Origin of the sequence: Streptomyces sp. NPDC093094, from assembly GCF_044754345.1 — a bacterium.
In the GTDB taxonomy this organism is placed as follows: Bacteria; Actinomycetota; Actinomycetes; order Streptomycetales; family Streptomycetaceae; genus Streptomyces.
Genome location: NZ_JBIVOX010000024.1, coordinates 1 through 25,441, shown reverse-complemented (window position 1 = coordinate 25,441; position 25,441 = coordinate 1). Strand labels below are relative to the sequence as shown.

The window sequence follows — 25,441 nt, the reverse complement described above, 5'->3', positions numbered from 1 at the left end:
CGGATCACCCTTTCCGAGCGGCGATCGACTGTTCCACCCAATGACGCAGAGCGGGGGCGGGCGCCGCCCCCGCCTGCCGGGCGACCGTCTCGCCCTGGTCGAGGATCAGCAGTGTCGGTACGGCCTGGACCTCGAAACGCTGCGACAGGCGCGGGTTCTTGTCGACGTCGACCTTGACGAGTTTGATTCGGCCGGCGAGCTCGGTGGCGACCTTCTCCAGTGCGGGGCTGACCATGCGGCAGGGGCCGCACCAGGTGGCCCACAGGTCGACCACTACGGGGACGTCGGCCCGCTCGGCGATCTCGGTGAAGTCGTCGTCGCCCGCGTCCACCATCCACGGCAGGGGCTGCTTGCAGTGGCCGCACCTGGGGCGGCCGTCCGCAGCGACGGGCACCCGGTTGGTGCGCCCGCAGTGGGGACAACTGACGGTCGTCGCCTGCATCGTGCTCATGCCGCCCGCGCTCCCTTCACGTCCTCGGGCTGGTCGTAGGTGACCAGCAGCTCTCCATGTTCGGCGTCGACGCGGACCGTCGCGCCGTCCTGGACGACACCGCGCAGAAGGGCGCGCCCGACCATCGTCTCGACCTCGTGGGAGATGTAGCGGCGCAGCGGCCGGGCCCCGTACACCGGGTCGTAGCCCTGGTGGGCGATCAGCTCCCGTGCCGCTTGGGTGAGTTCGACAGAGATGCGGCGTTCGGCGAGCCGACGGCGCAGCTCGTCGAACTGCAGCTCCACGATCCGCTCGATCTGCCGCTCGCCGAGCGGTTTGAACAGCACGATGTCGTCGACGCGGTTGAGGAACTCCGGGCGGAAGTGCCCGCGCAGCTCGCCCATCACCAGGGCGCGGGCGTCCGGCTTGATCTCGCCCTCGGCGGTGGCGCCGTCGAGGAGGTGCTCGGAGCCGATGTTCGACGTCATGATGATCACGGTGTTGCGGAAGTCGACGGTTCGGCCCTGGGAGTCGGTGATGCGGCCGTCGTCGAGGACCTGCAGCAGGGTGTTGAAGACATCGGTGTGCGCCTTCTCGATCTCGTCGAGCAGCACGACCGAGTACGGCTTGCGGCGTACGGCCTCGGTGAGCTGGCCGCCTTCCTCGTAGCCGACGTATCCGGGGGGCGCACCCATGAGCCGGCTGACGGTGTGCCGCTCCTGGTACTCACTCATGTCGAGGCGGACCATGTTCTCCTCGGAGTCGAACAGGGCCGCCGCGAGGGTCTTGGCCAGCTCGGTCTTCCCGACGCCGGTGGGGCCGAGGAAGATGAACGAGCCGATGGGGCGGCGCGGGTCCCGGATGCCGGAGCGGGCGCGGATGATGGCGTCGGCGACGAGTTTGGCGGCCTCGTCCTGGCCGATGACGCGCTCGCGCAGGATCTCGTCGAGGCGCAGCAGCTTCTCGCGTTCGCCCTCGTGGAGGCGGGCGACGGGGATGCCGGTCCAGGCAGCGACGATCTCGGCGATCTCGTCCTCGGTGACGACCTCGCGCAGCAGCCGGTTCTGCCCTTGTTTGGTGGCCAGTTGCTCCTCCTCGGCCTTCAGCCGGCGCTCCAGGTCCTGGAGGCGGCCGTAGCGGAGTTCGGCGGCGCGGTTGAGGTCGTAGGCGCGTTCGGCCTCCTCCGCCTCGTGGCGGACCTGCTCCAGTTCCTGGCGTAGCTCCTGCACGCGGCGGATGGCCTGCCGCTCGGCCTCCCACTGGGCGTGTTTGGCGTCGGCTTCGCCGCGCAGGTCGGCCAGTTCCTTGCGCAGTTCCTCCAGGCGAGTTCTGCTGGCGGCGTCGGTCTCCTTGGACAGGGCCGCCTCCTCGATCTCCAGGCGGGTCACACGGCGGGTGATCTCGTCGAGTTCGGCGGGCATCGAGTCGATCTCGGTACGCAGCCGGGCGCACGCCTCGTCGACGAGGTCGATGGCCTTGTCGGGCAGGAACCGGTCGGTGATGTAGCGGTGGCTGAGGGTGGCCGCGGAGACCAGTGCGGTGTCCTGGATCTTCACGCCGTGGAAGACCTCGAGGCGTTCGCGCAGTCCGCGCAGGATGGAGATCGTGTCCTCCACACTCGGCTCGTCGACCAGCACCTGCTGGAAGCGGCGTTCGAGGGCTGCGTCCTTCTCGATGTGCTCGCGGTACTCGTCGAGGGTGGTGGCGCCGATCATGTGGAGTTCGCCGCGGGCGAGCATCGGCTTGAGCATGTTGCCCGCGTCCATGGCCCCTTCGGCGGCGCCCGCGCCCACGACGGTGTGGAGTTCGTCGACGAAGAGCAGGATGCGCCCCTGGGCGGCCTTCACCTCGGACAGGACGGCCTTGAGGCGTTCCTCGAACTCGCCGCGGTACTTGGCGCCGGCGACCAGGGAGCCCATGTCGAGAGCGAACACCGTCCTGTCGCGCAGGCCCTCGGGGACGTCGCCGCGCACGACGCGCTGGGCCAGGCCCTCGACGATGGCGGTCTTGCCGACGCCGGGATCGCCGATGAGGACGGGGTTGTTCTTGGTCTTGCGGCTGAGGATCTGGGTGACGCGGCGGATCTCCGCATCACGGCCGATGACCGGGTCCAGCCGCCCGGACCGAGCCTCGAGGACGAGGTCGCGGCCGTACTTCTCCAGAGCCTCATAGGCCACTTCGGGGTTGGCGGAGGTGACGCGCTGGTTGCCGCGGACCTGGGTGAGCGCGCTCAGGAACGAATCCCGGGTCACGCCGTGCTCCTTGAGCAGGCGTCCGGCGGCGGTCGCCGAGCCCTCCTCGGCCAGGGCGAGCAGCAGGTGCTCCACGGACACGTACTCGTCCTTGAGGCGTTTGGCCTCCCGCTCGGCGGCATCGAGCAGGCGGGACAGACGCTGGGTGACGAAGACCTGGCCGGGTGCCGCGCCGGGACCGGTGACCTTCGGGCGGCGGGAGAGTTCCTCGCGCACGGCCGCGCGCAGCTCCTTCGGCTCGGTGCCGGCCTGTTGCAGCAACCGTGGGATCAGGCCGTCCTCCTGATCGAGAAGCGCGAGCAGCAGGTGTTCCCCGTCGACCTCGGTCTGCCCCATGCCGACGGCCGCGCTCTGGGCCTCCTGGAGGGCTTCCTGGGACTTCTGGGTGAGACGGTTCATGTCCATGGGGGTGTTTCACTCCTCGTGCCGCGGCCGCGCAGGGCGGCTTCGAGCAGGCTGATGCGGTCGAGCAGGTCGAGCACCAGGCCGATGGATGCGTAGTTGAGGCAGAGTCCGGTGCGCAGCCGCTGGATGCGGGCGAGAACCGCCGGGGCCGTTGGGTCGAACACCAGTTGCCCCGCGGAGTCGCGTTCGGCGTCGACCAGGCCGAGGGCGACGAACCGGCGGATCAGATCGGGGTGAAGGCCCGAGCGACGGGCCACGGCGGCCAGGGAGAGCCTGGGGAGGGGCACGAGCGCGTACCGGACAGCCGTCGAGGCGGTGATGTCGGCGCCCGTTCGTACCGGACGGGCGCCCACGCCGGCCCGGCCCATGCCTCCCGCTCCCGCGGGTCGGTCGTTCATCGCGTCCTCCTGGGGTCGAACGAGGAAGTGGCGGCGAGCTCCTCGAACAGTTCGCGCTCCCGGTCGCCGAGGGCGGGAGGCACCATGACGCGGAGTTCGGCGTACAGGTCGCCGTTCGCGCCTCGCGGGTTCGGCATGCCCTCGCCGCGCAGTCGCAGCCGCCGGCCGCTGGACGAGCCCGCGGGCACCGTGACCTTGGCCGTGCCGCCGCCGGGCGTGGGCACCGGCACGGTCGCGCCCAGGGCCGCCTCCCACGGGGCGACCGGGACCTGGACGTGCACGTCACGGCCGTCCAGCCGGAACCGGGGGTGGGGCTGGATACGTACCCGCAGGTACAGGTCGCCCGCGGTGGCGTCACCACTGCCCTGGCCACCCTCGCCCGCCAGACGGATGCGCTGCCCGTCGGTGACGCCCGGTGGCACGTCGACCTCGTACCGCCGCGGCTGCCCGGTGGGACCGGCGAGCGTGACGGTGCGACGGCCGCCTCGGTACGCCTCCTCGACGGTGAGCGGCAGTTCGGCCTCCTGGTCCGCTCCGGGGACGCCGCCTCGGGCGGCGCCGGCTCCGAACATGGAGCCGAGCAGGTCCTCGATGTCGATGCCCTCCGCGCCGAAGTCGTCGCCGAAGCCGGTGGCGTACCGGACGCGAGGACCGCCGGCGCCTGCGGTCCTGTGACCGCGGAAGCCGCCGCCCGCTCCCGCCGCGACCCGTTCGTCGAAGTCCTCCGGGATCTTGCGGAAATCCTCGCCGAAGCGGTCGTAACGGGCCCGGGTCCTGGGATCGGACAGGACGCTGTACGCCTCGTTGAGGTCCTTGAACCGCTCCTCCGCCCCGGGGTCCTTGTTGACGTCCGGGTGGTACCTGCGGGCGAGTTGGCGGTACGCCTGCTGGATCTCGTCCTGGTTCGCGGTCCGCGACACACCCAGCACCTCGTAGAAGTCCTGTGCCATGACCGGTCACTCCCGCTTCGCGACCGTCACGGCGGCGGGCCTGAGCTGCCGCTCGCCGTCCCCGTAGCCGGGGCGCAGCACCTCGACGACGGTGCCCGGTGGGGCGTCGGGGTCCTGGACGACACCGACCACCTCGTGCCGGGCCGGGTCGAAGGCGACACCGGTCTCCGCATGCCGCGGGTAGCCGAGCAGTTCGAGGACGTTCACCGCCTGGTCGCGTACGGCCCGGATGCCCTCCACGACCGCGCCCGGATCGGCGCCGGCGTGGGTCAGGGCGAGTTCGAGGTTGTCGAGGACTGGCAGGAAGGCGGCCGCCGTGCGGGACCGCTCGACCGCCCGTTCGCGCTCCAGTTCCCTGGCATGACGCTTGCGGAGGTTGTCGAGGTCGGCGAGTGCGCGCCGCCAGCGGTCCTCCAGTTCCTGGATCGCGGTCGTGTACTCGTCCTCGGCGGGCGCGGGGCCGGCGGCATCGGGTCCCGGTTCGCCGTTCGCCGCTTCGGGCCGGGGCGGGTCCGGTTGGGGCAGATCCCCGCGAGGACGGCGTCCGGCGTCTTCCGGGACCGGGACGCCCGGATCCGACGCGGCCCGGTCGGGTTCCTGGGGGTGGATGGGCATGGCGCGCCTCAGCCCTTGTCGAACTCGGCGTCGATGACATCATCGTCACCGCCACCGCCACTCGTGGGACCGCCGGTGGCGGCGTCCTGGCCGGGACCGCCGTCCGTGGCGGCGGCGCCCTGATGGGCCGCCAGCCCGGCGAGCACCTGCTGGAGTTCGGAGGTCAGAGGTCGCACGCGCTCCACGCCCGCTTCTTCCTTGACCGCCGCCCGGGCGTCGGACACGAGCATTTCGGCGCGTGCCTTCTCGTGCGCGGGCGCCGCGTCGCCCAGTTCCGCGAGGCGCTTCTCGACCTGGTACGCGACGGCGTCGAGTTCGTTGCGGGCGTCGACGGCCTCGCGGAGTGCCTGGTCCTGGCCCCGGTTGTGCTCGGCCTCCTGGACCATGCGTTCGACCTCACCGCGGTCCAGGTTGGAGCTCTCGCTGATGGTGATGCCCTGTTCCTTGCCGGTGTCCCGGTCGCGGGCCTTGACGTTGAGGATGCCGTTGGCGTCGATGTCGAAGGTGACCTCGATCTGCGGTTCGCCCCGCGGCGCCGGCCGGATGTCGGTGAGCTGGAACCGGCCCAGCACCCGGTTGTCGGCCGCCAGCTCGCGCTCGCCCTGGAGGACGACGATGTCGACGGCCGGCTGGTTGTCCTCGGCGGTGGAGAAGGTCTCGCTGCGGCGCACGGGAATGGTGGTGTTCCGCTCGATGATCTTCGTCATCACTCCGCCGCGCGTCTCCACTCCCAGCGACAGCGGGGTGACGTCGAGCAGCAGGACGTCCTTGACCTCGCCCTTGAGCACCCCGGCCTGGATCGCGGCGCCCAGGGCCACGACCTCGTCGGGGTTGACGCTCATGTTGGGTTCCTTGCCACCGGTCAGCCGGCGGACCAGAGTCTGGACGGCGGGGATGCGGGTGGAACCGCCGACCAGGATGACCTCGTCGATGTCGCTCTCGCCGACCTTCGCGTCGGCCATCGCCTGCTGCACCGGTCCCAGACAACGCTCCACCAGGTCGGAGGTGATCTGCTCGAAGGTGGACCGCATGATCGAGTCGGTGAGGTGCTTGGGGCCCGAGGCGTCGGCGGTGACGAACGGCAGGCTGACCTGCGTCTGCGTCACAGAACTGAGCTCGGTCTTGGCCTTCTCCGCCGCCTCGAACAGTCGTTGCAGCGCCTGCGGGTCCTTGCGCAGGTCGATGCCGTTCTCCTTCTGGAAGTCGTCCGCGAGGTAGTCCACCAGACGCCGGTCGAAGTCGTCGCCGCCCAGGTGGCTGTCACCAGCGGTGGAGCGCACCTCCACCACACCGTCGCCGACGTCGAGGATGCTCACGTCGAAGGTGCCGCCGCCCAGGTCGAAGACGAGGACGGTCTCGTGCTCCTTCTTGTCCATGCCGTACGCGAGGGCAGCCGCCGTCGGCTCGTTGATGATGCGCAGCACCTCCAGCCCGGCGATCCGTCCGGCGTCCTTGGTGGCGGTGCGCTGAGCGTCGTTGAAGTAGGCGGGCACCGTGATGACCGCCTCCGTGACCCGCTCCCCCAGCTGCTTGGACGCGTCGTCGGCGAGTTTGCGCAGCACCTGTGCGCTGATCTCCTCAGGCGCATACAGCTTGTCGCGCACCTTGAAGCGGGCCGCCCCGCCGTCGCCCTCGACGACGTCGTACGCCACCGCCCTGGCCTCGTCGGATATCTCGTCGAAGTGCCGGCCGATGAACCGCTTGGCCGAGTAGATGGTGCCCTTGGGGTTGAGGATCGCCTGGCGCCGGGCCAGCTGGCCCACCAGACGTTCCCCGGTGTCGGTGAAGGCCACGACGGACGGTGTCGTGCGGTTGCCCTCGCTGTTGGGCACGACGGACGGCTCGCCGCCCTCCCACACGGCGATCACCGAGTTGGTGGTGCCCAGGTCGATGCCCACTGCCTTGGCCATGAGGAACTCCTTTCGCGGCGGTCGACGTCCGTCGGCGACCGTTCATCCTCCGGGCCCTGTCCGCCCGGCTCCGAAACTCGTTCAGCTGAGGGCGGGGCCGCCGCGCGGGCGGCCGCCCCTGGAGGAGGCGCTCTCCGCGTCCGCGCCGGCCCGGCTGTACAGCCGGACGGCCTCATCGGCGACGTCCTCGTCCACCACGACGTCGTACCGGCTGGGCTCCATCGAGCGGACCGAGGCGATGTTCCGGCGGCCGCCCTGGGCCGCGTGCAGCAGCGCTCAGGTGGCTGCGCCGTGGAGGGCGGCCTCGCCGTACCCCGTTCGACCATTCACTTGTTCGACCAGGCGCATGTCCCGACCGATGATCGCCACCTTCTGAACGGGAAAGCCCTGGTCGGCGAGGTGATCGACGGCATGTTCGGCTTCCTGGTACGTCGCGTACGAGGCAACGGTCCTGCGGGCCTGCTCGGTCATGGTCACCCCTCCCTTCCGCCGGCCGACCGCCGAGCGGTCCCTGCAGGCCCCAGAGTGGCTGCTCGCCCGGTCACCCCGCCTGCGCCCAGCGGGTCGAAAAGTGGCACCGGCTCTCGGTCTACGAGGACAGGGAGCGGGACGACGATTCCGGTTGGCGGCTCGTGGCGGGGTCCTCAGGGGCCGGCCCGGCACGAGCTGCGGGGCCTACGGCTTCTTCCAAGCCCAGGGGAAAACGGATCGACGCCTGGCGAAGGCAGCCGAGCGGGCGGGCGTCTCCCCCGATGATGCGGAGACCCTCACACCCGCCACGGCCACGCCTGGACCTCCGCCGGACGCCCGAGCACAGACTTGAAGACCTCCGCCGGCGTTCCCTCCGCCAGCCAGAGCGCGTGTGCGGGTAAGAAGATCGTGGGCCGCAAGCGACGCGACGCGACCGACCTCCTCCTGGCGGTGCTGGTCACCGCGGTCGGTATGCAAGACTCCGCAGCCGACACCCGGCTGCCCGACAAGGTCGCCGCCGGCCGTGCAGGCATCCGCCGGGCGGCCCAGATGCCGCCCGGCCCACCCACTGCAGCGCTGCTGACACCGCTCCCGCAGGAGTTCCAGAGAGGCGTCAGCCGGGCCCGCCCAGCACGATCTTCCACACTCGCGTCGCCACCTGGAGGTTCAGCCGGTCCTCGACGTTCGCGAGGTCGTGGCCGGTGATGTCACGGATGCGCTGGAGCCGATAGCGCAGCGTGCTGCGGTGTATCGTGAGGGATTCCGCGGTCTCGTCGTAGTTGCCGCCCCAGTCGAAGTACCGGGACAGCGTCTCCACCAAGGCCGTGTGATGCCGGGAGTCGTAGTCGATGAGCTGCCCGAGCCACTCCTGGACGAACATCTCCAGTTCCCGGTAATTGTTGCCGGGTCCCAGGATGCGATAGAGACCGAGCTCGTCGAAGAACGACGTGCCGTAGCACTCACGAGAGTGGCGGCGCACGTCCAGGGCGCGCTGCGCCTCCTGGTAGTGGTGGGGGATGTCGTTCAGGGAGTCGGAAGGGGCGCTTACCCCGATCGCCCCGGACCGTGTTCCGGTCTCCCGGGCGAGCGCGTCGTACAGAGCGCGGGGGTGCGGCCTGTCGTCGGCGACCAGAACGACTTGGTCGGAGCGTCGGGTCAGAAGCGAGCGCATGCCCACGTCAGAGGCCGCCCGCCCCACGGTCTGTGCGAAGGAATCGTCGGCGGTCCGGTTCGACCACTGCACCACGATGACGTAGTGGCTGCGGTGCAGGTCGTGTCCGGCTGCCTCGGACCGGGCGTAGGCGCTCGCCTCGTCCGTCCCTGCCAGGAGGTCGTCCACCAGCTCGCGGTGCAGCCTCAGCTCCACTTCGGCCAGATTGCGCAGGTGCGTCAGCTCCGGGGCGAGTGACGCGGCAGCGTGTTCCAGCACGAGCACGGTGTGCTCGTCGGCCTCGTCCCGGGCATCGACCAGAGCCAGCACGCCCAGGATCTCGCCGTGCGGGCGGATCAAGGTGATCAGCCGGTCCCTTATCCGCACCGGCCCGGCCTGACGGGCGACGGCGTGCAGCATTTCGTCCTGGCGCACGGGGTCCGGTTCGGGATAGGGGACGGGGCGGCTGGGGCCGGTCCAGGACCTCAGCCGACCGAAGCGGTCCTCGACCAGCGCAGGAAGTCCGGTGAGCCCGTGCAGTGCGCGGGTGACAGCTTCCTCGCCGCCACCCGAGACAGCGACGCCGGCCATGAGCGCGTGAACGGCTCGCTCATAGCCCAGCTCAGCCACCACAGAGATCAGCTGCCGCTGCAGGGCTGTGCGTTCGTCCCTCAGGCGGTGCAGCTCCAGCGCGTCCTCGCTTCGGCGGCGATGTGCCAAAGCGACTGACAGTGCGGCAGCGGTGTGCCGGACGAGCGTGGCGAGCAGGGATCGCTCGGCCTTGGTGGGACGGGAGCGGGACGTGACCACGAGGTAGCCGTGGAGTCCCTCAAGTCCGCGTAGCCCCAGGGCCCGGCCCCAGAGCCTGCCGGACACGTTCACGTTGCCGTCTTGCCCGGCCAGCTCCCGCACCCTCCGGCTCACGGCCGAGGCAGGCGTCTGCCCGTTCCTTGGGCTGGGGACGAGGTCACCGCCCACATTGAGGTATCCGGCCTCGGCAGTGTATGGCCCCGCGGCGGCTATGTGATCCATGGCCAGGCGCAGGATCTCAGCTTCGTCCGGAGTGCCGAACAGGGCGCGGGAGAGCGCGACCAGTTCGTGGAGGGCACGGTCGGTCGGGGTGCGAGCGGGCGGGCGAGGCCCTCCGCGCGCGGCCGTGGCGTGCCGCCATGCGCTGCCCCGCGGAAGGCCGCCCTTCCGGCAGGAGTAACGGCGGTACAGGCTGTGCCCCCGACTGCCGGCCATGGGACCACTCCGTCCCTCGAAGCCCTTCGCGTACCCGCTCACGGGCCGGCTACCCGAGATGTGTGGATCCTTTCTCTCATACTCGTGGGGCGACCGGGCCTCTGCGTTCCTGACCTGCCGGACGCAGGCGTGGAGCGACCTGGTTCGTCCCCCTGCAGAGTGCTCGACACTTTCCGTGCGCACCGGCAGGAACCCGGCGTGGGCCACCTGGTGCGGCCCCTGCCGCATGGTCGGCCCCTCACCCTCGGACAGGTCGCCCGCGCCCTCGCCGGACGGATCAAGCCAATCAAGGTCGGCATGAACAACATGCGCGGGCCAGTCGGCGGCTTCGAGGCGCAAGCGGTGCCGACCCACTTCGGAGTCACAGCACGACTCGTTCGATGCCGCCGTCGACCGCGTGGGGAAAGCCGTCCCGAACGCGCTGGAGGGTTTCCTGGCCGCTCAACTTCACTGGTGTCTCGTACGGCTTCCATCCGTCGTAGTAGACGCCGCGGTTCCGGTAAACCCCGGATGCTCCGCCTGGCTTGCCGGGCCGGTCCGATGGCGCGTAACGGTCGTCCGCCGGGTGGCGGGCGCGGGACTCCCCGACGGCTTCGCGATCACGATTCTGTTGTCAGGAGCGTGCGAGACGGGCCGCGAGATAGGGCGCGGTGGCGCTGCGGCGGGCCCTCGCCACCTTGGCCGGCGGGCCCGTCGCGACCACCCGCCCACCTGCGTCACCGCCGCCCGGACCGAGATCGATGACCCAGTCGGCGGTGGCGATCGTGTCCAAGTCGTGCTCGACGACGACGACCGTGTTACCGGCGTCGACGAGCCGGTGCAACTGTCGCAACAGCAGCGCGATGTCCGAGGGGTGCAGCCCCGCCGTCGGCTCGTCGAGCAGGTAGAGCGCGTGCCCGCGGCGGGCTCGCTGCAGTTCGGTCGCCAGTTTGATGCGTTGCGCCTCACCGCCGCTGAGTTCCGTCGCGGGCTGACCCAGCCGCAGGTACCCCAGTCCCACCTCGCGCAACGTCTCCAGACTGCGGAAGGCGGCCGGCACGGCGGACAGGAACTCGGCGGCGGCGTCGACGGACAGCGCCAGTACTTCCGCGATGTTCTTGCCGCGGTAGGTGACCTCCAGTGTCTCGGTGTTGTACCGGGCGCCTTCACAGGTCGGGCACGGCGCGTAGGTGCCGGGCAGGAACAGCAGTTCCACCGCGACGAACCCTTCGCCCTGGCATGTCTCGCACCGCCCCTCGGGCACGTTGAAGGAGAACCGTCCGGCCGAGTAGCCGCGCGCCCTGGCTTCGTCCGTCGCCGCGTACAGCTTGCGCACCGCGTCGAACATCCCGGTGTACGTGGCCAGGTTGGACCGGGGAGTTCGGCCGATGGGCCGTTGGTCGACCCGGACCAGCCGGTCGAACGACTCGACCCCCGACGCGTCCTGGACGTCGACCTCCAGGTGTGCCTCGTCGGGCTCCTCGGGCGCGAGTCCGAGGTGGCCGCGGACGACCTCGCCGAGCGCCTGCGTCACCAGCGTCGACTTTCCGGAACCGGACACGCCCGTCACCGCCGTCAGCACGCAGAGCGGTACGTCGACGGACACGTCGTGCAGATTGTGGCGGGAGACGCCGCGCAGGCGCAGCCACCCGTGCGGGGTGCGCGGGCGGTGATCGAGTGGCTGGGCGCGCCCGAAAAGGTATTGGCTCGTGGCCGACTCCCCGACCCGCTCAAGACCGGCGACCGGACCGCTGTACAGCACGCGTCCCCCGCCCTCGCCCGCGCCGGGGCCGATGTCGACCACCCAGTCCGCCCGCCGTACGACGTCCATGTCGTGCTCCACGACGAACAGCGAGTTGCCTGCCGCCTTGAGGCGGTCCAGCACGTCCAGCAGCGGTTCCGCGTCAGCCGGGTGCAGGCCCGCGGAGGGTTCGTCGAGGACGTAGACGACGCCGAACAGCCCCGAGCGCAGCTGGGTGGCGATCCTCAGGCGCTGCGCCTCGCCGGGCGACAGGGTCGTCGAACGGCGCCCGAGGCTGAGATATCCGAGGCCCAGGTCGAGCAGTACGTCGACCCGCGCGACCAGATCACCGCAGATCCGGACCGCGACCTCGGTCGTCTCCCCGGATCGGGCGGTCGACGTGGTGGCGTCGGCCTCGGACCGCTCCGCGACCGGCCGCAGCAGCGCCACGACCTCGGTGAGCGGCATGGCGTTGATCTCGGCGATGGACCGTCCGGCGAAGGTCACGGCGAGCGCCTCGGGCCGCAGTCCGCTGCCGTGACAGGCGGGGCAGGGCACACTCCTGACGAACCGCAGCGCCCGTTCGCGCATCTTCTCGCTCTTGGAGTCGGCCAGGACGTGCATGACGTGCTTGCGGGCGCTCCAGAACTTGCCCTGGTAGCCGTGGTCGACGCGGCCCTCCTCCGGCTCGACGTACACGGAGGGCTGCTCGTCCGTGTACAGCAGCCAGTCCCGGTCCTTCTTCCTGAGCCGGCGCCACGGTCGGTCGATGTCGATCCCCAGGCCGCTCACGACACTGCGCAGGTTGGCGCCCTGCCAGGCGCCCGGCCAAGCGGCGATCGCCCCCTCGCGGATGCTCAGCGAGGGGTCCGGGACGAGCAGGTCCTCGGCCACGTCGTGCACGACGCCCAGTCCGTGGCACTGCGGGCAGGCGCCGGCCGCGGTGTTGGGCGAGAACGACTCGGCTTCCAGCCGTGCGGCCCCGGGCGGATAGGTGCCGGCGCGCGAGTACAGCATGCGCAGCAGATTGGACAAGGTGGTGAGGGTGCCGACCGTCGAGCGCGAGCTGGGCGACCCGCGTCGCTGCTGCAGAGCCACGGCCGGTGGCAGTCCGGTGATCTCCTGCACATGCGGCGCACCGACCTGTTGCAACAGCCTTCGGGCGTACGGTGCCACGGACTCGAAGTAGCGCCGCTGGGCCTCCGCGTAGAGCGTGCCGAACGCGAGCGAGGACTTCCCCGAACCGGAGACGCCGGTGAAGGCGACCATCGCGTCCCGCGGAACGTCGACATCGATGTTCCGCAGGTTGTTCTCACCGGCGCCCCGCACATGCACGAAGGGGTCGGTCGCGTCCATGTTCACCGTTCCTGATTACCTGATCGCGCCGCGAACCGCGCGTCAGGCGCCGTCACCGGGCCCCGCTCCCGGGAAACATTTGAGAGTGCTTCACCGTTGACCCGTACGCGGGCGTGAAGGGAACTGTGTCCCCGGGCCACACCCTTTGCCCATGAGGAAGATCGTTCGGCTGAAGCCCTATGGAGCCCCCGCCGCGAGGCGACCGCCCTTCGCACCCACTCTCGATCCACCCCGGCTGGTGCCCCCGAACCAGTCGGGGCCTTCGCCTGCCCCCTCGCCCTTCCGGGCAGGACACCGAAGCGGGGTGTCCGGTGGCTCGGCGTGCGATGCCGTCCGAGGCGGCGCGGAGCTGGTGCTCGTAGTGGCGCACGCAACCGCGTGGCCCGGTGGTGGGACAGGTCCTGCACGTGGGAGCACGAGGAGATCCGACTCGATCTTGAAGGCGTTGACGTCGGCGAGTACCCCCCACGCGTACTCGGCCTGGCCGCCGGTGAGATGTGAGTACCCGTAGATGCCGCAGATGGGATGACCGAACATCTTCTCCGAGATCCCGGCGTTGGGGTTGCTGTTCTCGCAGCACGAGTACAGCTCCGCGCGGCAGGACGCACAAGCGCCGCACGAGACGGGGAAAGGCACCACGCCCCGGTCGCCGACACGCAGTTTGTCGTCGCTGATGCCGGCGCCGACCCCCACGATCTCCCCCATGAACTCATGGCCCAGGATGTCGCCCTTCTCCATGGTGGGCACGCAGCCGTCGACCAGATGGAGGTCGGAGCCGCAGATCGCCGTCGAGGCGACTTTCACGATGACGTCGCGGCTGTTCAGGATCGACGGACCGGGGACGTCCTGCACCTCGACCGATTTGCGTCCCGTCCAGCAGTCGGCCTTCACGCCAGGGCCTCCTTCAGTTCGTCCTCGGTCAGCGGCCGGGCGGGTGCTGCGGGAACTCGCCCCGGGCCCGCTTGCCGCCGGGTGCGCCCTCGGAGCGGACGACCTCACCGGTTTCCGCGATCTGCTTGAAGCGGCGAAGGTCGTCGTCCAACTGCTGGTGCGGCTCCTCGCCGAAGTAGCGCGCCGCCGCTTTGCCCACCGCTCCCCCGGGCAGTTCGTAGCGCAGGGACACCCGTATCTCCGTGCCCTGGCCGCCGGGGGCCGGCACGAAACGGGCTTCGCCGGAGTTGTCGATGTCGGCACCGTCCACCGACCGCCACGCGATCAGCTGGTCGGGGACGTCCTGGGTGATCTCGGCGTCCCATTCGACCGTCTTGCCGAACGGCGCGCTGGCTTGCCAGTGACTGGTGCGCGGGCCGGTCACGTGCACCTCGTCCAGGTGCACCATGAATTCCGGCAGTCGCTCCAGGTCCTTCCAGAGGGTGTACGCCTCGTTGGGGGGTCGGGTGACGGTGGTGGCCACGGTCAGTTTAATGGGAGCGCTCCTACGAGTGCGGGTCACGGCCGTGTAGACGTCCGTAGCCGTGATGGCGGTGACCACGGCCGTCGCAGCGACGGTGCGTCCGAGGCCGCGACTGTTGTGGTTCTTCAAGGCCCGGGCGAGCATCGCCAGATCCATCAGGTCGCCACCGACGCGGCCCCACAGCCAGACAGGATGCAGTCGTCCCGGCAGTCCCGTCGCCGCCGCCGGTTCGCGCATGCCGACGGCGGTCGTGGCCCATCGGTGGCGAGGGGGCGTCGTCCACGCCCAGGACCCGCGCGAAGCCCGCCGGGGCGACGACCTGGGGCACGCCCAGGAGCGCACTGGCCCAGCTGAGGCCACGCACGAGCGGATCGTGTCGCAGGAGGGAGGCAGAGCGGGTGTCTGTTGTCATCAGTGCTCCTCACGTGCGGTGAGGTGAACGGAAGGTGAGTCGCTTCAAGGGGCGAAGGGCCCACGGCGGACGACGCCGGCGTGTCCGTGCGCTCCGCATCCAATCCTCGCCTGCCCTCCACAATCCCGGCGCGGCACTCCGGTTGCGGGGGCCGTATGCGGGCGCCCCTCGCAGACAAGCGTCAACGGCCGATTCCACGGCCCGACTCATAGGACCGGAAGGGGCTTGGCCTGTCCAGTGCTCACGCCGCCGCGCCGGGCGGCGGAACCCCACCGTCCGTACCGCAATGCCGAAGGGAGCCGACCGCCATATGCCCGGCGTCGCGGGAAGCGCAGGCGGGGAAGGCTCATCCGGCCCCAGCCGAAACCGGGGCCGGCCGCCGGTCGTCGCCCGCCCGGTGCTGGAGCGGCTGACGACCCTGGTCTCCTTACTCCTTGTGGCCGTTGCTGTGGCCGTCGGGATGCAGCACCACCTTCGTCCAGCCCTCGTCACGGGCGTCGAAGTGCTCGTAGGCGGTGGGGGCCTCGTCCAGGCTGAGCTCGTGGGAGACGATGAAGCTCGGCGTCGCCTTCTCGCCGGCGATCAGGTCCCGCAGCGCCCGGTTGTACTTCTTCACCGGCGCCTGGCCGGTCCCCATGCGTTGGCCCTTGAACCACATCATGCCGAAGTCGATCGGCACCTTGCCCTGTGCCTCCAGCTCGCCCTGGGCCTCTTCGCCGCCGGGGTCCTGGGGCAGGAAGACGCCCACCACGCCGATGTCGCCCGTGAACCTGACCGAGTCGATCAGGCCATTGAGCGTGAGGCTGGCGTCCTCGTTTCCCTCGTGATCGTGTGCCTGGTAGCCGACGCACTCACACCCGTTGTCGGCGCCCAGACCGAGGGTGGCCTCCTTGACGGTCTCCGCCGGGTCCTGCTCGGCGGTGTTGATCGGGATGGCCCCGATCTCCTCCGCCTTGCGCAGCCGGTCGGTCTGGTGGTCGGCCACCCAGACGCGGCCGGCGCCCTTGAGCACGGCGGAGTAGGCCGCCATCAGCCCGACCGGACCGGCCCCGAAGACGATCGTCTGGTCGCCCGGCTTGACGTTGGCCATCTCGGTGGCGTGATAGCCGGTGGGGAAGATGTCGGCGAGCATCACGTAGTCGGTCTGCCGCTCCGCGGCGTCCTCGCCCAGGCGCAGCGCATTGAAGTCACCGTAGGGCACACGCAGCAGCTCCGCCTGGCCGCCCTGGTACGGGCCCATGTCTGCGAAACCGTAGGCGGCTCCCGCGAGGGCCGGTTCCGGCTGCATGGTCAGGCAGTAGTTGGTCAGACCCCGTTCGCACTGCTTGCAGAAGCCGCAGGCGATGTTGAAGGGCAGGACCACATACTCGCCGACCTGGACCTTGCGCACGGCCGAGCCGACCTCCACCACCTGGCCCATGTTCTCGTGTCCCAGCGTGCGGCCGGACTCGAACGAGGTGCGGCCCTCGTACATGTGCAGGTCCGAGCCGCAGATATTGGTGGTGGTGATCTTGACGATGATGTCGCAGGGGTGCTCGATCTTCGCGTCCGGCACGTCCTTCACCGTGACCGTTCGCGGGCCTTCGTATACCGCTGCTCTCATGATTGCGATCCCTCGATGTCGCGGCATGACCGCACCATGGCGGTGATGGAGACGGCGCGAAGAGCCTCACTCCCGGGAGTTGAACGCGTGGGGGTTGGTGGGACGCAGTCCGTGGCTCCGGCATGCCTCTGCGGGTCGTTCACCCGGATCAGGTGCAACGGCGCCGCCGGCGGCTTGCGACACGGAGCGCCGGCGCCCCGGCGGCGTGCCGTCCGGGTCCCCGTCGGCCCTCGACGCGAAACAGGCACGCGCCCATCGATCAGCGAAATCTTCCGACCCGGACGACCACCGACTACCGCCGTGTCTACGACTCGGACCTCGACCGGTCATCGTGGTCGTCCTGGAGCTTGCGTCGACGTTCCTGTTCGCGCTTGGAGTAGGCGGCTGCCCGGATCGCCTCGTCGCTCTCCAAGCCTGATCCCAGCGCGCCACCCACGGTGGCGACCGAAGCGACGAACCAGGACAGCGTCAAGTACTGCTCAGCATGCAGTGGAGTTCGTGTCACGGCGGTGAAAGCCTGATCGTTGAGAATGAACAGCGCCCACACCAAGTTGATGACCATCAAACCCACGTAGCAGACGAGCACGCCGATACCCACGGTCACGACCGTCGAGGCGTTGTACAGCCGCGCCCTCTGCCTCGCCTCCGGAGAGCTCTCTGTCGTTCGATGCCACAGCTCCGCGTCTATGATCAGCCAGCCGATCATGGTCGCGACAGATCCGATCGTGGCAATCACAAGGCGTGGCGTGCTGAGGGACGCGGCCAGGGTCCAGACGGTGGAGTTCACGGTGGCGACTGCTCCCGTGGCGAGCGCGGCCGCCAGGGCCTTCGACAAGCCCGGCACCAACCGCCACGGCCGGTTGGCGCGGACCATACCGGCGAGCACCCGCAGGTAACCGCGCGGCCCGCCCATGACGTACAGAAGGTCGTCGGTTCCCTTCTCACCGGTTCGGCCCGGATGAACAAGCGCGGGACGATCGATGGAGGGCCCCGCAAGCGGCTGACTTCGCGGAGCTCCTTCAGCCCCATCGGTTTGCGGCCCCGCCATGTCGAGCACGGCTTCTTCCACGGCCCGCCGAGCCCTCGTCTGCAGCCGTAGGCCCCCCAGTGAAGGAAGAGAGAGCAGCGCCAAGCCGTCCTCGTGGTTCAGATTCATAGCGAGCTTGCGCCCGTGCGAGTGCAGCGGAAGGTCGGTGAGGGCCACGACGATGTCCCAGTTCTCCGCACTACCACGGTCCATGATCCTGCGCATCAGGGCGGGCGGGTCCTCAGCCCCCGAGGTGAAGGGCTCACTGACCACCTCGACGTCGAACCGCCGCCCCTGGCCCGATCTGTCGGCGAGCCGATCAGGAAGCGTCCGGGCCATGCGCTGCGCGATCTCCGTCGGCGCGTCCGGATCTGCCAGGAGAGTTACGACCGTGACGCCCTGAGAGGACACCTGCATGACCGGACCCTCCTCGTCGGCTGCCCCGCCGATCCCGAGTGCCCCGGACGCCACCGCGGTAACGTCCACGCCACGTGGCACGCCGGCCCCCGCCCGCAGGGTACAGGCGGTCGCACGGCCTGCTCCCACCACCGCTCCACGAGCGCGTCCGCCACCGCGAAGACCCGCTCCGGGATCGCCCAGGCACGCATCGCACGCCGCGCCACCGACCACCCCGCTCCGGCGTCCGCCCGGGAGCCCACGTACGGAACGGTCCAGAAAACGGCCGGCGGTCATTGCAGCAGAGGATCCGTGACCCCGTCGTTCCTGAGGCCGGACCCGGGAGACGGGGTCGAGAAGTGCGGCACAGACGGCGGAGCCGCGAGGGTGTCGGCGGTCGAAGGGATGGCGGGCAGGGTGCGGGGCCGATGCCGCAGGGCGGTCGGAGGCCGGCCGGCCAAGCAGCCGCGCAGGAGGCGCTGAACTGTGGCGGCCGGGACGGCGGCGAGCATACCGAAGTGAGGTTCCCCCGAGATGCGGAGTGCGGTGACAGAGGGTCAGATGGTTCTCATGAGAGGAGCATCGACCATGGCTGCACCCAGGAAGTATTCGCTGGAGTTGCGTGAGCGTGCGGTGCGGATGTATCGCACGACGGAGCCGAGGCCGCAGATCAAGAAGCTGGCCGTCGATCTCGGTGTGCATCCCGAGGCCCTGCGCGGCTGGATCCGCCAGGCCGAGGCGGACACCGGCGAGCGTGACGACCGGCTCACCACCGACGAACGCGCCGAGCTGATGGCCCTGCGCAAGGAGAACGTCCAGCTCAAGCGGGCCAACGATGTACCACGGACGGCCTCGGCGTTTTTCGCGGCGCAACTCGACCCGACCCGGCCCAGGTGACGGCGCTCGTCGACGAGCATCCCCGCCTGGGAGTCGAGTGCGTACTTCGGGAACTGCACATCCCCTCCTCCACCTACTACCGCTGGCGCCGCGCCGAGCGCGAGCCGTGCGACCGGCGTCGGCGTGACGTCGAGCTGACCGAGCAGATCAAGGAGATCCACGCGGAATCCGGTGGCGTCTACGGATCACCGCGCGTGCACGCCGTCCTCAGACGCGAGGGCGTCCACGTCGGCCGCAAACGGGTTGAACGCCTGATGCGCGAGGCCGACATCGCAGGCATCAGCCCGAGGCGGAAGGGCTTCACCCGCCGCGATCCCAAGGCCGCGCTCGCCCCGGACCTGGTCGAGCGGGACTTCACCGCGAAGGTGCCGAACCGGCTGTGGGTCACCGACCTCACCGTGATCCCCACCGGCGAGGGCCCGCTGTGGCTCTCGGCGATCCGGGACGCGTTCTCCCGCCGGGTGGTGGCCTGGGAGACCTCCGCCCGAGCGGACGCGGACCTGGTGCTGACCACGCTGGAGTACGCGCTCGCGTCCCGCGAGGTCGAGCCCGGCGAGCTGATCCATCACGCCGACCACGGCTGTCAATACACGTCCATCAAGCTCACAACTCGCCTGGTGCGAGCGGGAGTTCAGGCATCGATGGGTTCCGTCGGGGACTCGTACGACTGTCAGTCTCTTGGCACCGGATCCCGCAAGGATCGGGTAGCCCCGGCCGTGACGGTCTGACTCTTGCTACGACCGACCCCACGGGTGTCCTGGCGTTGATCTGTCGACCGTCCGGCCGGGCACGCAGCAAGCGCTGCCGCCGGACGGACGTGACCTGATAAGAGCCTGGAGCCACCTCGTCAAAAGCGTCCCCGTGACAGTCCTGTCCGTCCGGCCGGCGACAGCGTGCACTTCACGCCACCGGCCGGAAGGAACGCGGTGAACACCGACGAGCAGCACATGTCTGGGCACGTCGTGATCGGCGTCGACACACACAAGCACGTGCACGTCGCGGCAGTTATGGACACCATCGGCGGAATCCTGGCGACATTGACGATCCCCACGGACATCGGCGGATTCCAGCAACTCCTGCACTGGGGAACCTCGTTCGGCAAGGTGCTCGCCTTCGGGGTCGAGGGCACCGGCTCCTACGGCGCCACCCTGGCCTCGTTCCTTCGCCGGGCCGGTCACAAGGTGGTCGAGGCTGGCCGGCCGGACCGACGGTTACGACGGATGAACGGCAAGTCCGACACGCTGGATGCCGAGAACGCCGCCCGCGCGGTTCTCGCTGGCTTCGCCACCGCCACTCCCAAGACGGCGGACGGCGAGGCCGAGATGATCCGCCGGCTAAAGATCGCCCACGACCAGGCCGTCGAACAGCGCGCGGCCGCGATGGTCACCATGAAGGCGATGCTCGTCCACGCCCCCGATGGCCTGCGTCACGAGACCGCCGGCAAAACGCAGATCACTCTGGCCCGGCACCTGGCAGGCCTGCGCCCTCGACAGCTGGAGGGCCCTGAGGATGCACTACGTCACGCCCTGCGCACGCTGGCCAAGCGGTGGCAGTACCTCGACGCCGAGGCCAAAGAGCTGACGAAGATGATCGATGACCTGGTGCACCGAGCCGCCCCGCAGTTGCTCGAGCCGTTCGGCATCGGAGTGGACACTGCCGCCGAAATCCTCGTCGTAGTCGGCGACAACCCCGAGCGCATCAAGTCCGAGGCCGCTCTCGCCAAGCTCGCGGGCATCGCTCCCGTGCCCACCGGCTCCGGCATGACCAGCGGCAGGCACCGCATCAACCACGGAGGCCATCGCCAGCTCAACGCCGCGATCTACCGAACCGTCATCGTCCGCATGCGATTCCACCAGCCCACCATCGACTACGTCGCCCGCCGCACCGCCGAGGGCAAGACGAAACGCGAGATCATCCGCTGCCTCAAGCGCTACGTCATCCGCGAGGTCTACCACCTGCTCCGACCCGCCCCGAGAACAGCCCCCACAAGAAGTTGACAACTATAGGAGCGTCAACGCCCTCGCGGAGAGTTTCTGGCAGGGCCTCAAGAGGGAGACGCTGCACCAGCGGCTGTTCTCTACGGTGCGTCAGGCAAGGCTGGAGATCTTCCAGTGGCTCACCTACTACAACGCCCGCAGACGCCACAGTGCCCTCAGCTACCTCTCACCAGCCGAGTTCGAACAGCAGCGCCTACGAGCAGATAAACTCGCGATCGCAGCATGAGCCCCTGTGTCCACACTCCGGGGGACACCTCACACATCCTCAACCGTCGCACTCGCCACGGCAGGAAGTACGCTGCCGAAACGATCCCGCGTTCCTGCTGCTGACCTGGGGATTCACGGAACTGCGGACAGAGCCATTTTCGCCATCAACCTGGCGGTCGATGCCGGTGTGGTGGTGGCCGGCGAGCATCAGGACGGCGGTGCACCAGGTGAGGGTGGAGCGCTCGACCGGCATCGGCGGGCTGCTGGCCCACGGGTCGGCCGGGTTGGCGGGGCCGACGGGGGGGTGTGGCTGGCGCGGTGAGCGGGATGCCGTGGGCGGTGAGCTGGGCGGTGATGTCGGTGACGCGGTTGGTGAACTGGTCGTAGACGGTGGGCATCTGCCCTCACATTCGGCGGGGCTGTCGTGGCCGGTCGGTCCCGGCAGCCGGGTGGGTGGCTGTGTGCGTGTCAGGCCGTGACGGTCTACGCAAGGACGCGGCGGGCGGCGGTGAGCTGGACGCGGTGGGTCCAGGTCCGGGCGGCCTGGGTGGGCGGGATGCCGCGGAGGGCTTCGCTGTACAGCCAGCGGTCGCGTTGCGCGTCGCGGGTGTCGTGCCTGCGGGCGGTGCCGTAGGCGACGGCGGCGAGCTGCTGCCAGGTGGCCGGGGAGTGCTGGGCGCGGCAGCGGGTGCACAGCAGCTGGCCGATGACCGGGTCGGTGCCGATGGTGCAGCCGCTCGTGCACGGGTAGCCCGGCAGGCAGGGGCAGGCAAAACAGCCGCCGTCGTGGGCCACGGGCCACCGACGGTCGCGCTCCAGCCGTACAGGGGTGAAGGGGACGGCCGGCCACGCATGGTGGCAGGTCCTGCAGTGGTGGTGGGCGCCCCAGCCGGACCGGCCGCGGCCGTCTGCGCCGGCGGTGGAACGGCTGGGCCTGCCGCAGGCCGGGCATTCGGACTGGACCGCCTTGTCCTCGTAGGTGAGGTGCTCGGTGTCGATGAGGGTGGCGGGCTGCGCGTGCTCGGCGCTGGCCTTGCTCTCCTCGTACCGCCAGGCGTAGAGGTCTTCGACGCCGCGGGCGAAGACGACCCACACCCGCCTGGTACCGAAGCGGAGCAGGTCCTGCAGCTCCTGGTCGGGCTGGACGCAGTGGCCGTACGCGCGTCGGGAGTGGGCGGTTGTGACGGCCAGGACGTGCCGGTCGGTGAGGTGGCCCAACGCCAGCAGGCCCTCGACGTCCAGGCCCACCGTGGTGACGGAGATGCCGTAGTGGGTGCTGAAGGAGTCCTCGGTCCCGGCGAAGGTAAGGACTTCGCCGGTTTCGGTCGTCGTGGAGTCAGCCACGGCTGTCGCCTCCGTCGACGGGGTGGGTGTAGCGGATCTCCTTGCCGAGGCCGCGGGCGTAGTCGATCTCGTTACGGGTGCTGTCGCCGATGCAGCCGCCGGGGAAAGCGCCTGAGTTCGCGATTTCTGAGGCGCCGGCCTCACGAACTTGGCCCCTGCCACCGGGGATCCTCGGCTGTGTGCGGCGCGGTTCCGACGGAGTCGAGGTCGAAGGAGTCGGGGTGGTGTAGGTTGAGCCGCTCCGTTACTGACCTTGTTGTCGTGGTGTCGTCGAGGTGAGTCCGGTTTCGGCGAGGCATCCGTCGATGAGGTTGCTGCGGTACTGGATCTTGCGGAGACCATGTCGGAGCGTGCTGATGAGGTGTTCGGGGTCGGTGAAGGCGGTGTTGACCTGGCTGCTGCGTCTCAGCAGGGACCAGATGCCCTCGACGGGGTTGAGGTCCGGTGCGTAGGCCGGCAGGAAGTAGCAGGTGATCCAGTCGTGGGTGTCGATGAACTCCCGCAGTCGGCGGTCTTTGTGGACGTTGAGGTTGTCCCACACGAGCACTATGGGTGCGCCGAGCTGCCGGTGTGCGGCGATGAGCAGGTCGCGGTAGTCGGTCCAGGTGAAACTGCGTCTGCCGCCCCGCTTGTGATCGAGATGCCGCTTGGGCCGGTAGATCAGCCGCGAGCGTTCGCCGTGCTTGTAGCAGGCCAGAGCGGCGACGGAGAAGCGGCGTTGGGAACGTCCCCTCACCCGGATGAAGGGTGTGCGTCCGCGCCGGGCCCACGTCCGTGCGGTGGGCGGCGTCATCGAGAAGCCGGCCTCGTCTTCGAAGCACAGCCAGGCATCGAGCGCCGCCACGGACCTTCCACCTGCGGCCAGGTCTCCTTCACCCAGCCCGTCACGGCCTCCTCGTCTCGCTCAACGGCTCGTCGGGCCGGGACCTGGTGGCTGAAGCCGTGCCGGTGAAGCATCCGCGCGATCGCCGACAGCGTCATGCTCTTGTGGAACCGGCGTCCGATCAGCGTTTTGACCCGTGCCAGCGTCCAGGTCTGGTCCGGCCAGCCGTGCGCGACCGGCCCCTTGGCCAACTCCTGTTCGACTACTGCGAACAGGGCCTCACTGAGCTTGGGCACGCAGACCGGTCCGGTGGATCGCAGCCCCTCAGCGCCCGCATCGTGCCAGGCCCGGCGCCAACGCTGCACCGAGCGCACACTCACCCGTAAGTCCTTGGCGACCTCGGCGTTGGAGGCACCAGCAGCGAATCGCTCCGCGGCGTCCAGCCGGATCCGCTCGCGAAACGCCTGCCGTTCAGGCGTCAGCCCACCACCCTGCGGATATCTCACACCACCGGCATACCGCAACGGTCACACATCGTCAGCCCCCAACGACATCACGCCGCAAAGGTCAGTAGCAGTGGATCCTGCTGAAACTCCGGATTCCATGTTGCGTTAGCCGTGGGCCGATCCGCTGATCTTTAGCAATCGTGTGGCCCGCAGGGACGGACCGTTGGGCTGAGGTCCGGTGCAACAAACCGGAGAATTTTCCCCGCTCCCCGGCGGGTGTAGCCGAGCTCATCAGTCTCCTCACGCTCGGCGACACCCGGCGTTTGCAGTGGTCAGGACGTATGGGAGCGGGTCGCGGTGATCACGACGGATGTGTAGGGCATGGTGGCGTGGCCGCCGAGCTTGTCGATCGCGGTCCCGGCGCTGTCCAGGACCTGCGCCAATTTGTCCGCGGGGAGTTGGGTGAGGCCGCCGAAAGTGGGGAGTTGGTCGAGCCACTCCTCTCGGGAGTAGGTGCGCTCCCAGGTGAAGCGCCACTGTTCCGGCTCGCTGAAGCTGCCGGTCTGCCGGATCCCGTCGGCGATTTTCGCGAACAGTGGCTGGTAGGCGTCCACGGCCGAGCCTCTCAGCAGGCCGGGGTTGAACAGGGAATCGGGGGCGACCCGTTGGAGTGCTTCGGCGAGGGCGTCGATCACCTCGGCCGGGAGCTGGGGGACGTGGTGGAAGGGGGCGAGTCGGCCGCCGGGCCGGAGCACCTGGGCCGCCTTGGCCGCGCCGGCGACGGGGTCCACCCAGTGCCAGGCGGTGCCTGCGATGACCGCGTCGAACTGCCGCCCGGCCGGCTGCCAGTCCTCGAACCTGGCGACCTCGACCTCGATGCGGCTGCGTCGCGCGAAGGCGGCCATCCGCTCGTCGGGCTCGACACCGAGCACTGTGCAGCCGGCCGCCTGGAACTGCCGGGCCTCGATGCCGGTCCCGGCTCCGACGTCGAGGACGTGCCAGCCGGGGCTTGCGGCGACGATCCTGTCCACCAGGGCCTGGGGATAGGGCGGTCGGGCGCGGTCGTAGCGTTCGGCGTCCACGCCGAACGACTCGGCTGTCTGCCGGTGGCGATGGGGCTCGGGGCCGGACTTGTCGGGCTGTCCCTGCGATAAAGTGGGCATGCGCCCACACTAATGGGCGGTTGCCCACTTGTTAAGGCGGGGCGGCGTGGAAAGGGAGACGATGCCGTCAGGGGTGCACATCCACAACGTGCGCGGCCAGTTGTTCGAAGCCGCCGAGCGCGTCCTGCTTCGGGACGGGCCCGACGCGTTGACCAGCCGGGCGGTCACGGAGGAGGCGAACTGTGCCAAGGGTGTGCTGCACCGGCACTTCGCCGACTTCGACGCTTTCCTGGCGGAACTGGTCCTCGATCGCGTTCGCGGCATCGAGGACCGGACCATGACTCTGCGCGCGGCCGCCGGGACCGGGAGCGTGGTGGACAACCTCGCCGACGCGCTGCAGGACCTGTTCGGTCCGGTCACGGTGGCGATCGTCGCGCTCATTACCTTCCGCGACGGCCTCCGCGCCCGGCTGCGCGAGGCCGGTCTGACCGGCATCCCACTGGCCATGCAAGGCACCGCCATGATCGCCGCATACCTCACCTCCGAGCGGAAGCTGGGGCGCCTGGCCGGTGACGCCGACATCGACACACTCGCCCCCACCCTCGTCGGGGCCGGGCACATGCTGTTCGCCGACCGGACAAGCGCCCCGCCGCAGACCGCCGCCGTCCGCAAGATGGTGACCACGGTCATCGCCGGCGCCTTGCGACCACCCCAGCCGTGACCCGAGCGCCCAGGTCGCACCTCGCCAGGCGTTGCTAACGCGCGTCGGAAGATTGCTAGTGCCGCATCAAGCAACGTTCGCCCTGTCGTGATGTGTCGCCCAATTGCTGTGCCGACGGGCCCCAGACAGCCAGAATGATCACGTGGCTG

Annotated in this window: 22 protein-coding genes and 1 pseudogene; 5 read left to right on the top strand and 18 right to left on the bottom strand. The window is 69.7% G+C overall.

Translation table 11 applies throughout. The features are described from left to right. Positions 1 to 4: 4 nt before the first annotated feature. The 14 genes from trxA to ACIQGV_RS34480 all read right to left on the bottom strand — a co-directional run bounded on the left by trxA (position 5) and on the right by ACIQGV_RS34480 (position 17,775). On the bottom strand, positions 5 to 451 hold the full coding sequence (gene trxA, locus ACIQGV_RS34545; RefSeq protein WP_402502008.1) for a thioredoxin: 447 nt from the start codon (positions 449 to 451) through the stop codon (positions 5 to 7). Further along, a complete protein-coding gene (clpB, locus tag ACIQGV_RS34540; RefSeq protein WP_402502005.1) occupies positions 448 to 3,087 on the bottom strand; it encodes an ATP-dependent chaperone ClpB in 2,640 nt (879 codons plus the stop codon). Before clpB ends, trxA begins: the two co-directional genes overlap by 4 nt. After that, on the bottom strand, positions 3,078 to 3,485 hold the full coding sequence (locus ACIQGV_RS34535) for a chaperone modulator CbpM (RefSeq protein WP_402502003.1): 408 nt from the start codon (positions 3,483 to 3,485) through the stop codon (positions 3,078 to 3,080). Before ACIQGV_RS34535 ends, clpB begins: the two co-directional genes overlap by 10 nt. Next, positions 3,482 to 4,435: a DnaJ C-terminal domain-containing protein gene (locus ACIQGV_RS34530; protein ID WP_402502000.1), complete on the bottom strand. Its 954-nt coding sequence runs from the start codon at positions 4,433 to 4,435 to the stop codon at positions 3,482 to 3,484. The genes ACIQGV_RS34535 and ACIQGV_RS34530 overlap by 4 nt, the downstream gene beginning before the upstream one ends. 6 nt (positions 4,436 to 4,441) lie before the next feature. Continuing rightward, the gene (locus tag ACIQGV_RS34525) at positions 4,442 to 5,050 is read right to left on the bottom strand and encodes a nucleotide exchange factor GrpE (RefSeq protein WP_402501998.1); all 609 of its coding nucleotides are present in this window, start codon (positions 5,048 to 5,050) and stop codon (positions 4,442 to 4,444) included. A gap of 8 nt (positions 5,051 to 5,058) precedes the next feature. Beyond that, on the bottom strand, positions 5,059 to 6,960 hold the full coding sequence (dnaK, locus tag ACIQGV_RS34520; protein ID WP_402501996.1) for a molecular chaperone DnaK: 1,902 nt from the start codon (positions 6,958 to 6,960) through the stop codon (positions 5,059 to 5,061). An 81-nt stretch (positions 6,961 to 7,041) separates the two neighbouring features. Further along, complete coding sequence (locus ACIQGV_RS34515) at positions 7,042 to 7,182, bottom strand: hypothetical protein (protein WP_402501994.1); 141 nt, start codon at positions 7,180 to 7,182, stop codon at positions 7,042 to 7,044. A gap of 54 nt (positions 7,183 to 7,236) precedes the next feature. Then, positions 7,237 to 7,431: a general stress protein gene (locus ACIQGV_RS34510; protein ID WP_402501992.1), complete on the bottom strand. Its 195-nt coding sequence runs from the start codon at positions 7,429 to 7,431 to the stop codon at positions 7,237 to 7,239. Positions 7,432 to 8,044: 613 nt separating this feature from the next. Beyond that, a complete protein-coding gene (locus tag ACIQGV_RS34505) occupies positions 8,045 to 9,826 on the bottom strand; it encodes a PucR family transcriptional regulator (RefSeq protein ID WP_402501990.1) in 1,782 nt (593 codons plus the stop codon). Between the two features lie 613 nt (positions 9,827 to 10,439). After that, complete coding sequence (gene uvrA, locus ACIQGV_RS34500; RefSeq protein WP_402501988.1) at positions 10,440 to 12,908, bottom strand: excinuclease ABC subunit UvrA; 2,469 nt, start codon at positions 12,906 to 12,908, stop codon at positions 10,440 to 10,442. A gap of 171 nt (positions 12,909 to 13,079) precedes the next feature. Further along, positions 13,080 to 13,793 (bottom strand): alcohol dehydrogenase catalytic domain-containing protein, encoded by a 714-nt coding sequence (locus ACIQGV_RS34495; protein ID WP_402501986.1) that lies wholly within the window; start codon positions 13,791 to 13,793, stop codon positions 13,080 to 13,082. A gap of 28 nt (positions 13,794 to 13,821) precedes the next feature. Next, positions 13,822 to 14,553 carry an SRPBCC family protein gene (locus ACIQGV_RS34490; RefSeq protein ID WP_402501983.1) on the bottom strand — a complete coding sequence of 244 codons (732 nt, stop codon included), beginning with the start codon at positions 14,551 to 14,553 and terminating at the stop codon, positions 13,822 to 13,824. A 602-nt stretch (positions 14,554 to 15,155) separates the two neighbouring features. Beyond that, positions 15,156 to 16,331, bottom strand: coding sequence for a glutathione-independent formaldehyde dehydrogenase (locus ACIQGV_RS34485; protein ID WP_402501981.1), 1,176 nt, complete (start codon positions 16,329 to 16,331; stop codon positions 15,156 to 15,158). A gap of 304 nt (positions 16,332 to 16,635) precedes the next feature. Continuing rightward, positions 16,636 to 17,775 carry a hypothetical protein gene (locus tag ACIQGV_RS34480; protein WP_402501978.1) on the bottom strand — a complete coding sequence of 380 codons (1,140 nt, stop codon included), beginning with the start codon at positions 17,773 to 17,775 and terminating at the stop codon, positions 16,636 to 16,638. 567 nt (positions 17,776 to 18,342) lie between these two features. On the opposite strand from ACIQGV_RS34480, the gene ACIQGV_RS34475 reads away from it, so the two are divergent. From ACIQGV_RS34475 to ACIQGV_RS34460, 4 genes and pseudogenes are all read left to right on the top strand, one after another. Then, positions 18,343 to 18,651, top strand: coding sequence for a transposase (locus ACIQGV_RS34475; protein WP_402501976.1), 309 nt, complete (start codon positions 18,343 to 18,345; stop codon positions 18,649 to 18,651). Then, the gene (locus ACIQGV_RS34470; protein ID WP_402501974.1) at positions 18,648 to 19,379 is read left to right on the top strand and encodes an IS3 family transposase; all 732 of its coding nucleotides are present in this window, start codon (positions 18,648 to 18,650) and stop codon (positions 19,377 to 19,379) included. The genes ACIQGV_RS34475 and ACIQGV_RS34470 overlap by 4 nt, the downstream gene beginning before the upstream one ends. Positions 19,380 to 19,577: 198 nt before the next feature. Beyond that, a complete protein-coding gene (locus ACIQGV_RS34465) occupies positions 19,578 to 20,648 on the top strand; it encodes an IS110 family transposase (protein WP_402501972.1) in 1,071 nt (356 codons plus the stop codon). A 16-nt stretch (positions 20,649 to 20,664) separates the two neighbouring features. After that, positions 20,665 to 20,874 (top strand): annotated as a pseudogene (locus ACIQGV_RS34460) (integrase core domain-containing protein); the annotation flags it as partial. Between the two features lie 464 nt (positions 20,875 to 21,338). Here the strand turns inward: ACIQGV_RS34460 and ACIQGV_RS34455 are convergent. From ACIQGV_RS34455 to ACIQGV_RS34440, 4 genes are all read right to left on the bottom strand, one after another. Further along, positions 21,339 to 22,199 (bottom strand): hypothetical protein, encoded by an 861-nt coding sequence (locus ACIQGV_RS34455; protein WP_402501970.1) that lies wholly within the window; start codon positions 22,197 to 22,199, stop codon positions 21,339 to 21,341. A gap of 244 nt (positions 22,200 to 22,443) precedes the next feature. Beyond that, the gene (locus tag ACIQGV_RS34450; RefSeq protein ID WP_402502261.1) at positions 22,444 to 22,992 is read right to left on the bottom strand and encodes a transposase; all 549 of its coding nucleotides are present in this window, start codon (positions 22,990 to 22,992) and stop codon (positions 22,444 to 22,446) included. Further along, positions 22,989 to 23,528: a transposase gene (locus ACIQGV_RS34445; protein WP_402501967.1), complete on the bottom strand. Its 540-nt coding sequence runs from the start codon at positions 23,526 to 23,528 to the stop codon at positions 22,989 to 22,991. Before ACIQGV_RS34445 ends, ACIQGV_RS34450 begins: the two co-directional genes overlap by 4 nt. 272 nt (positions 23,529 to 23,800) lie before the next feature. After that, positions 23,801 to 24,631, bottom strand: coding sequence for a class I SAM-dependent methyltransferase (locus tag ACIQGV_RS34440; protein ID WP_402501964.1), 831 nt, complete (start codon positions 24,629 to 24,631; stop codon positions 23,801 to 23,803). A gap of 73 nt (positions 24,632 to 24,704) precedes the next feature. Here ACIQGV_RS34440 and ACIQGV_RS34435 point away from each other — a divergent pair, with 73 nt between their 5' ends. Beyond that, positions 24,705 to 25,292, top strand: coding sequence for a TetR family transcriptional regulator (locus ACIQGV_RS34435; protein ID WP_402502258.1), 588 nt, complete (start codon positions 24,705 to 24,707; stop codon positions 25,290 to 25,292). Positions 25,293 to 25,441 lie beyond the last annotated feature (149 nt).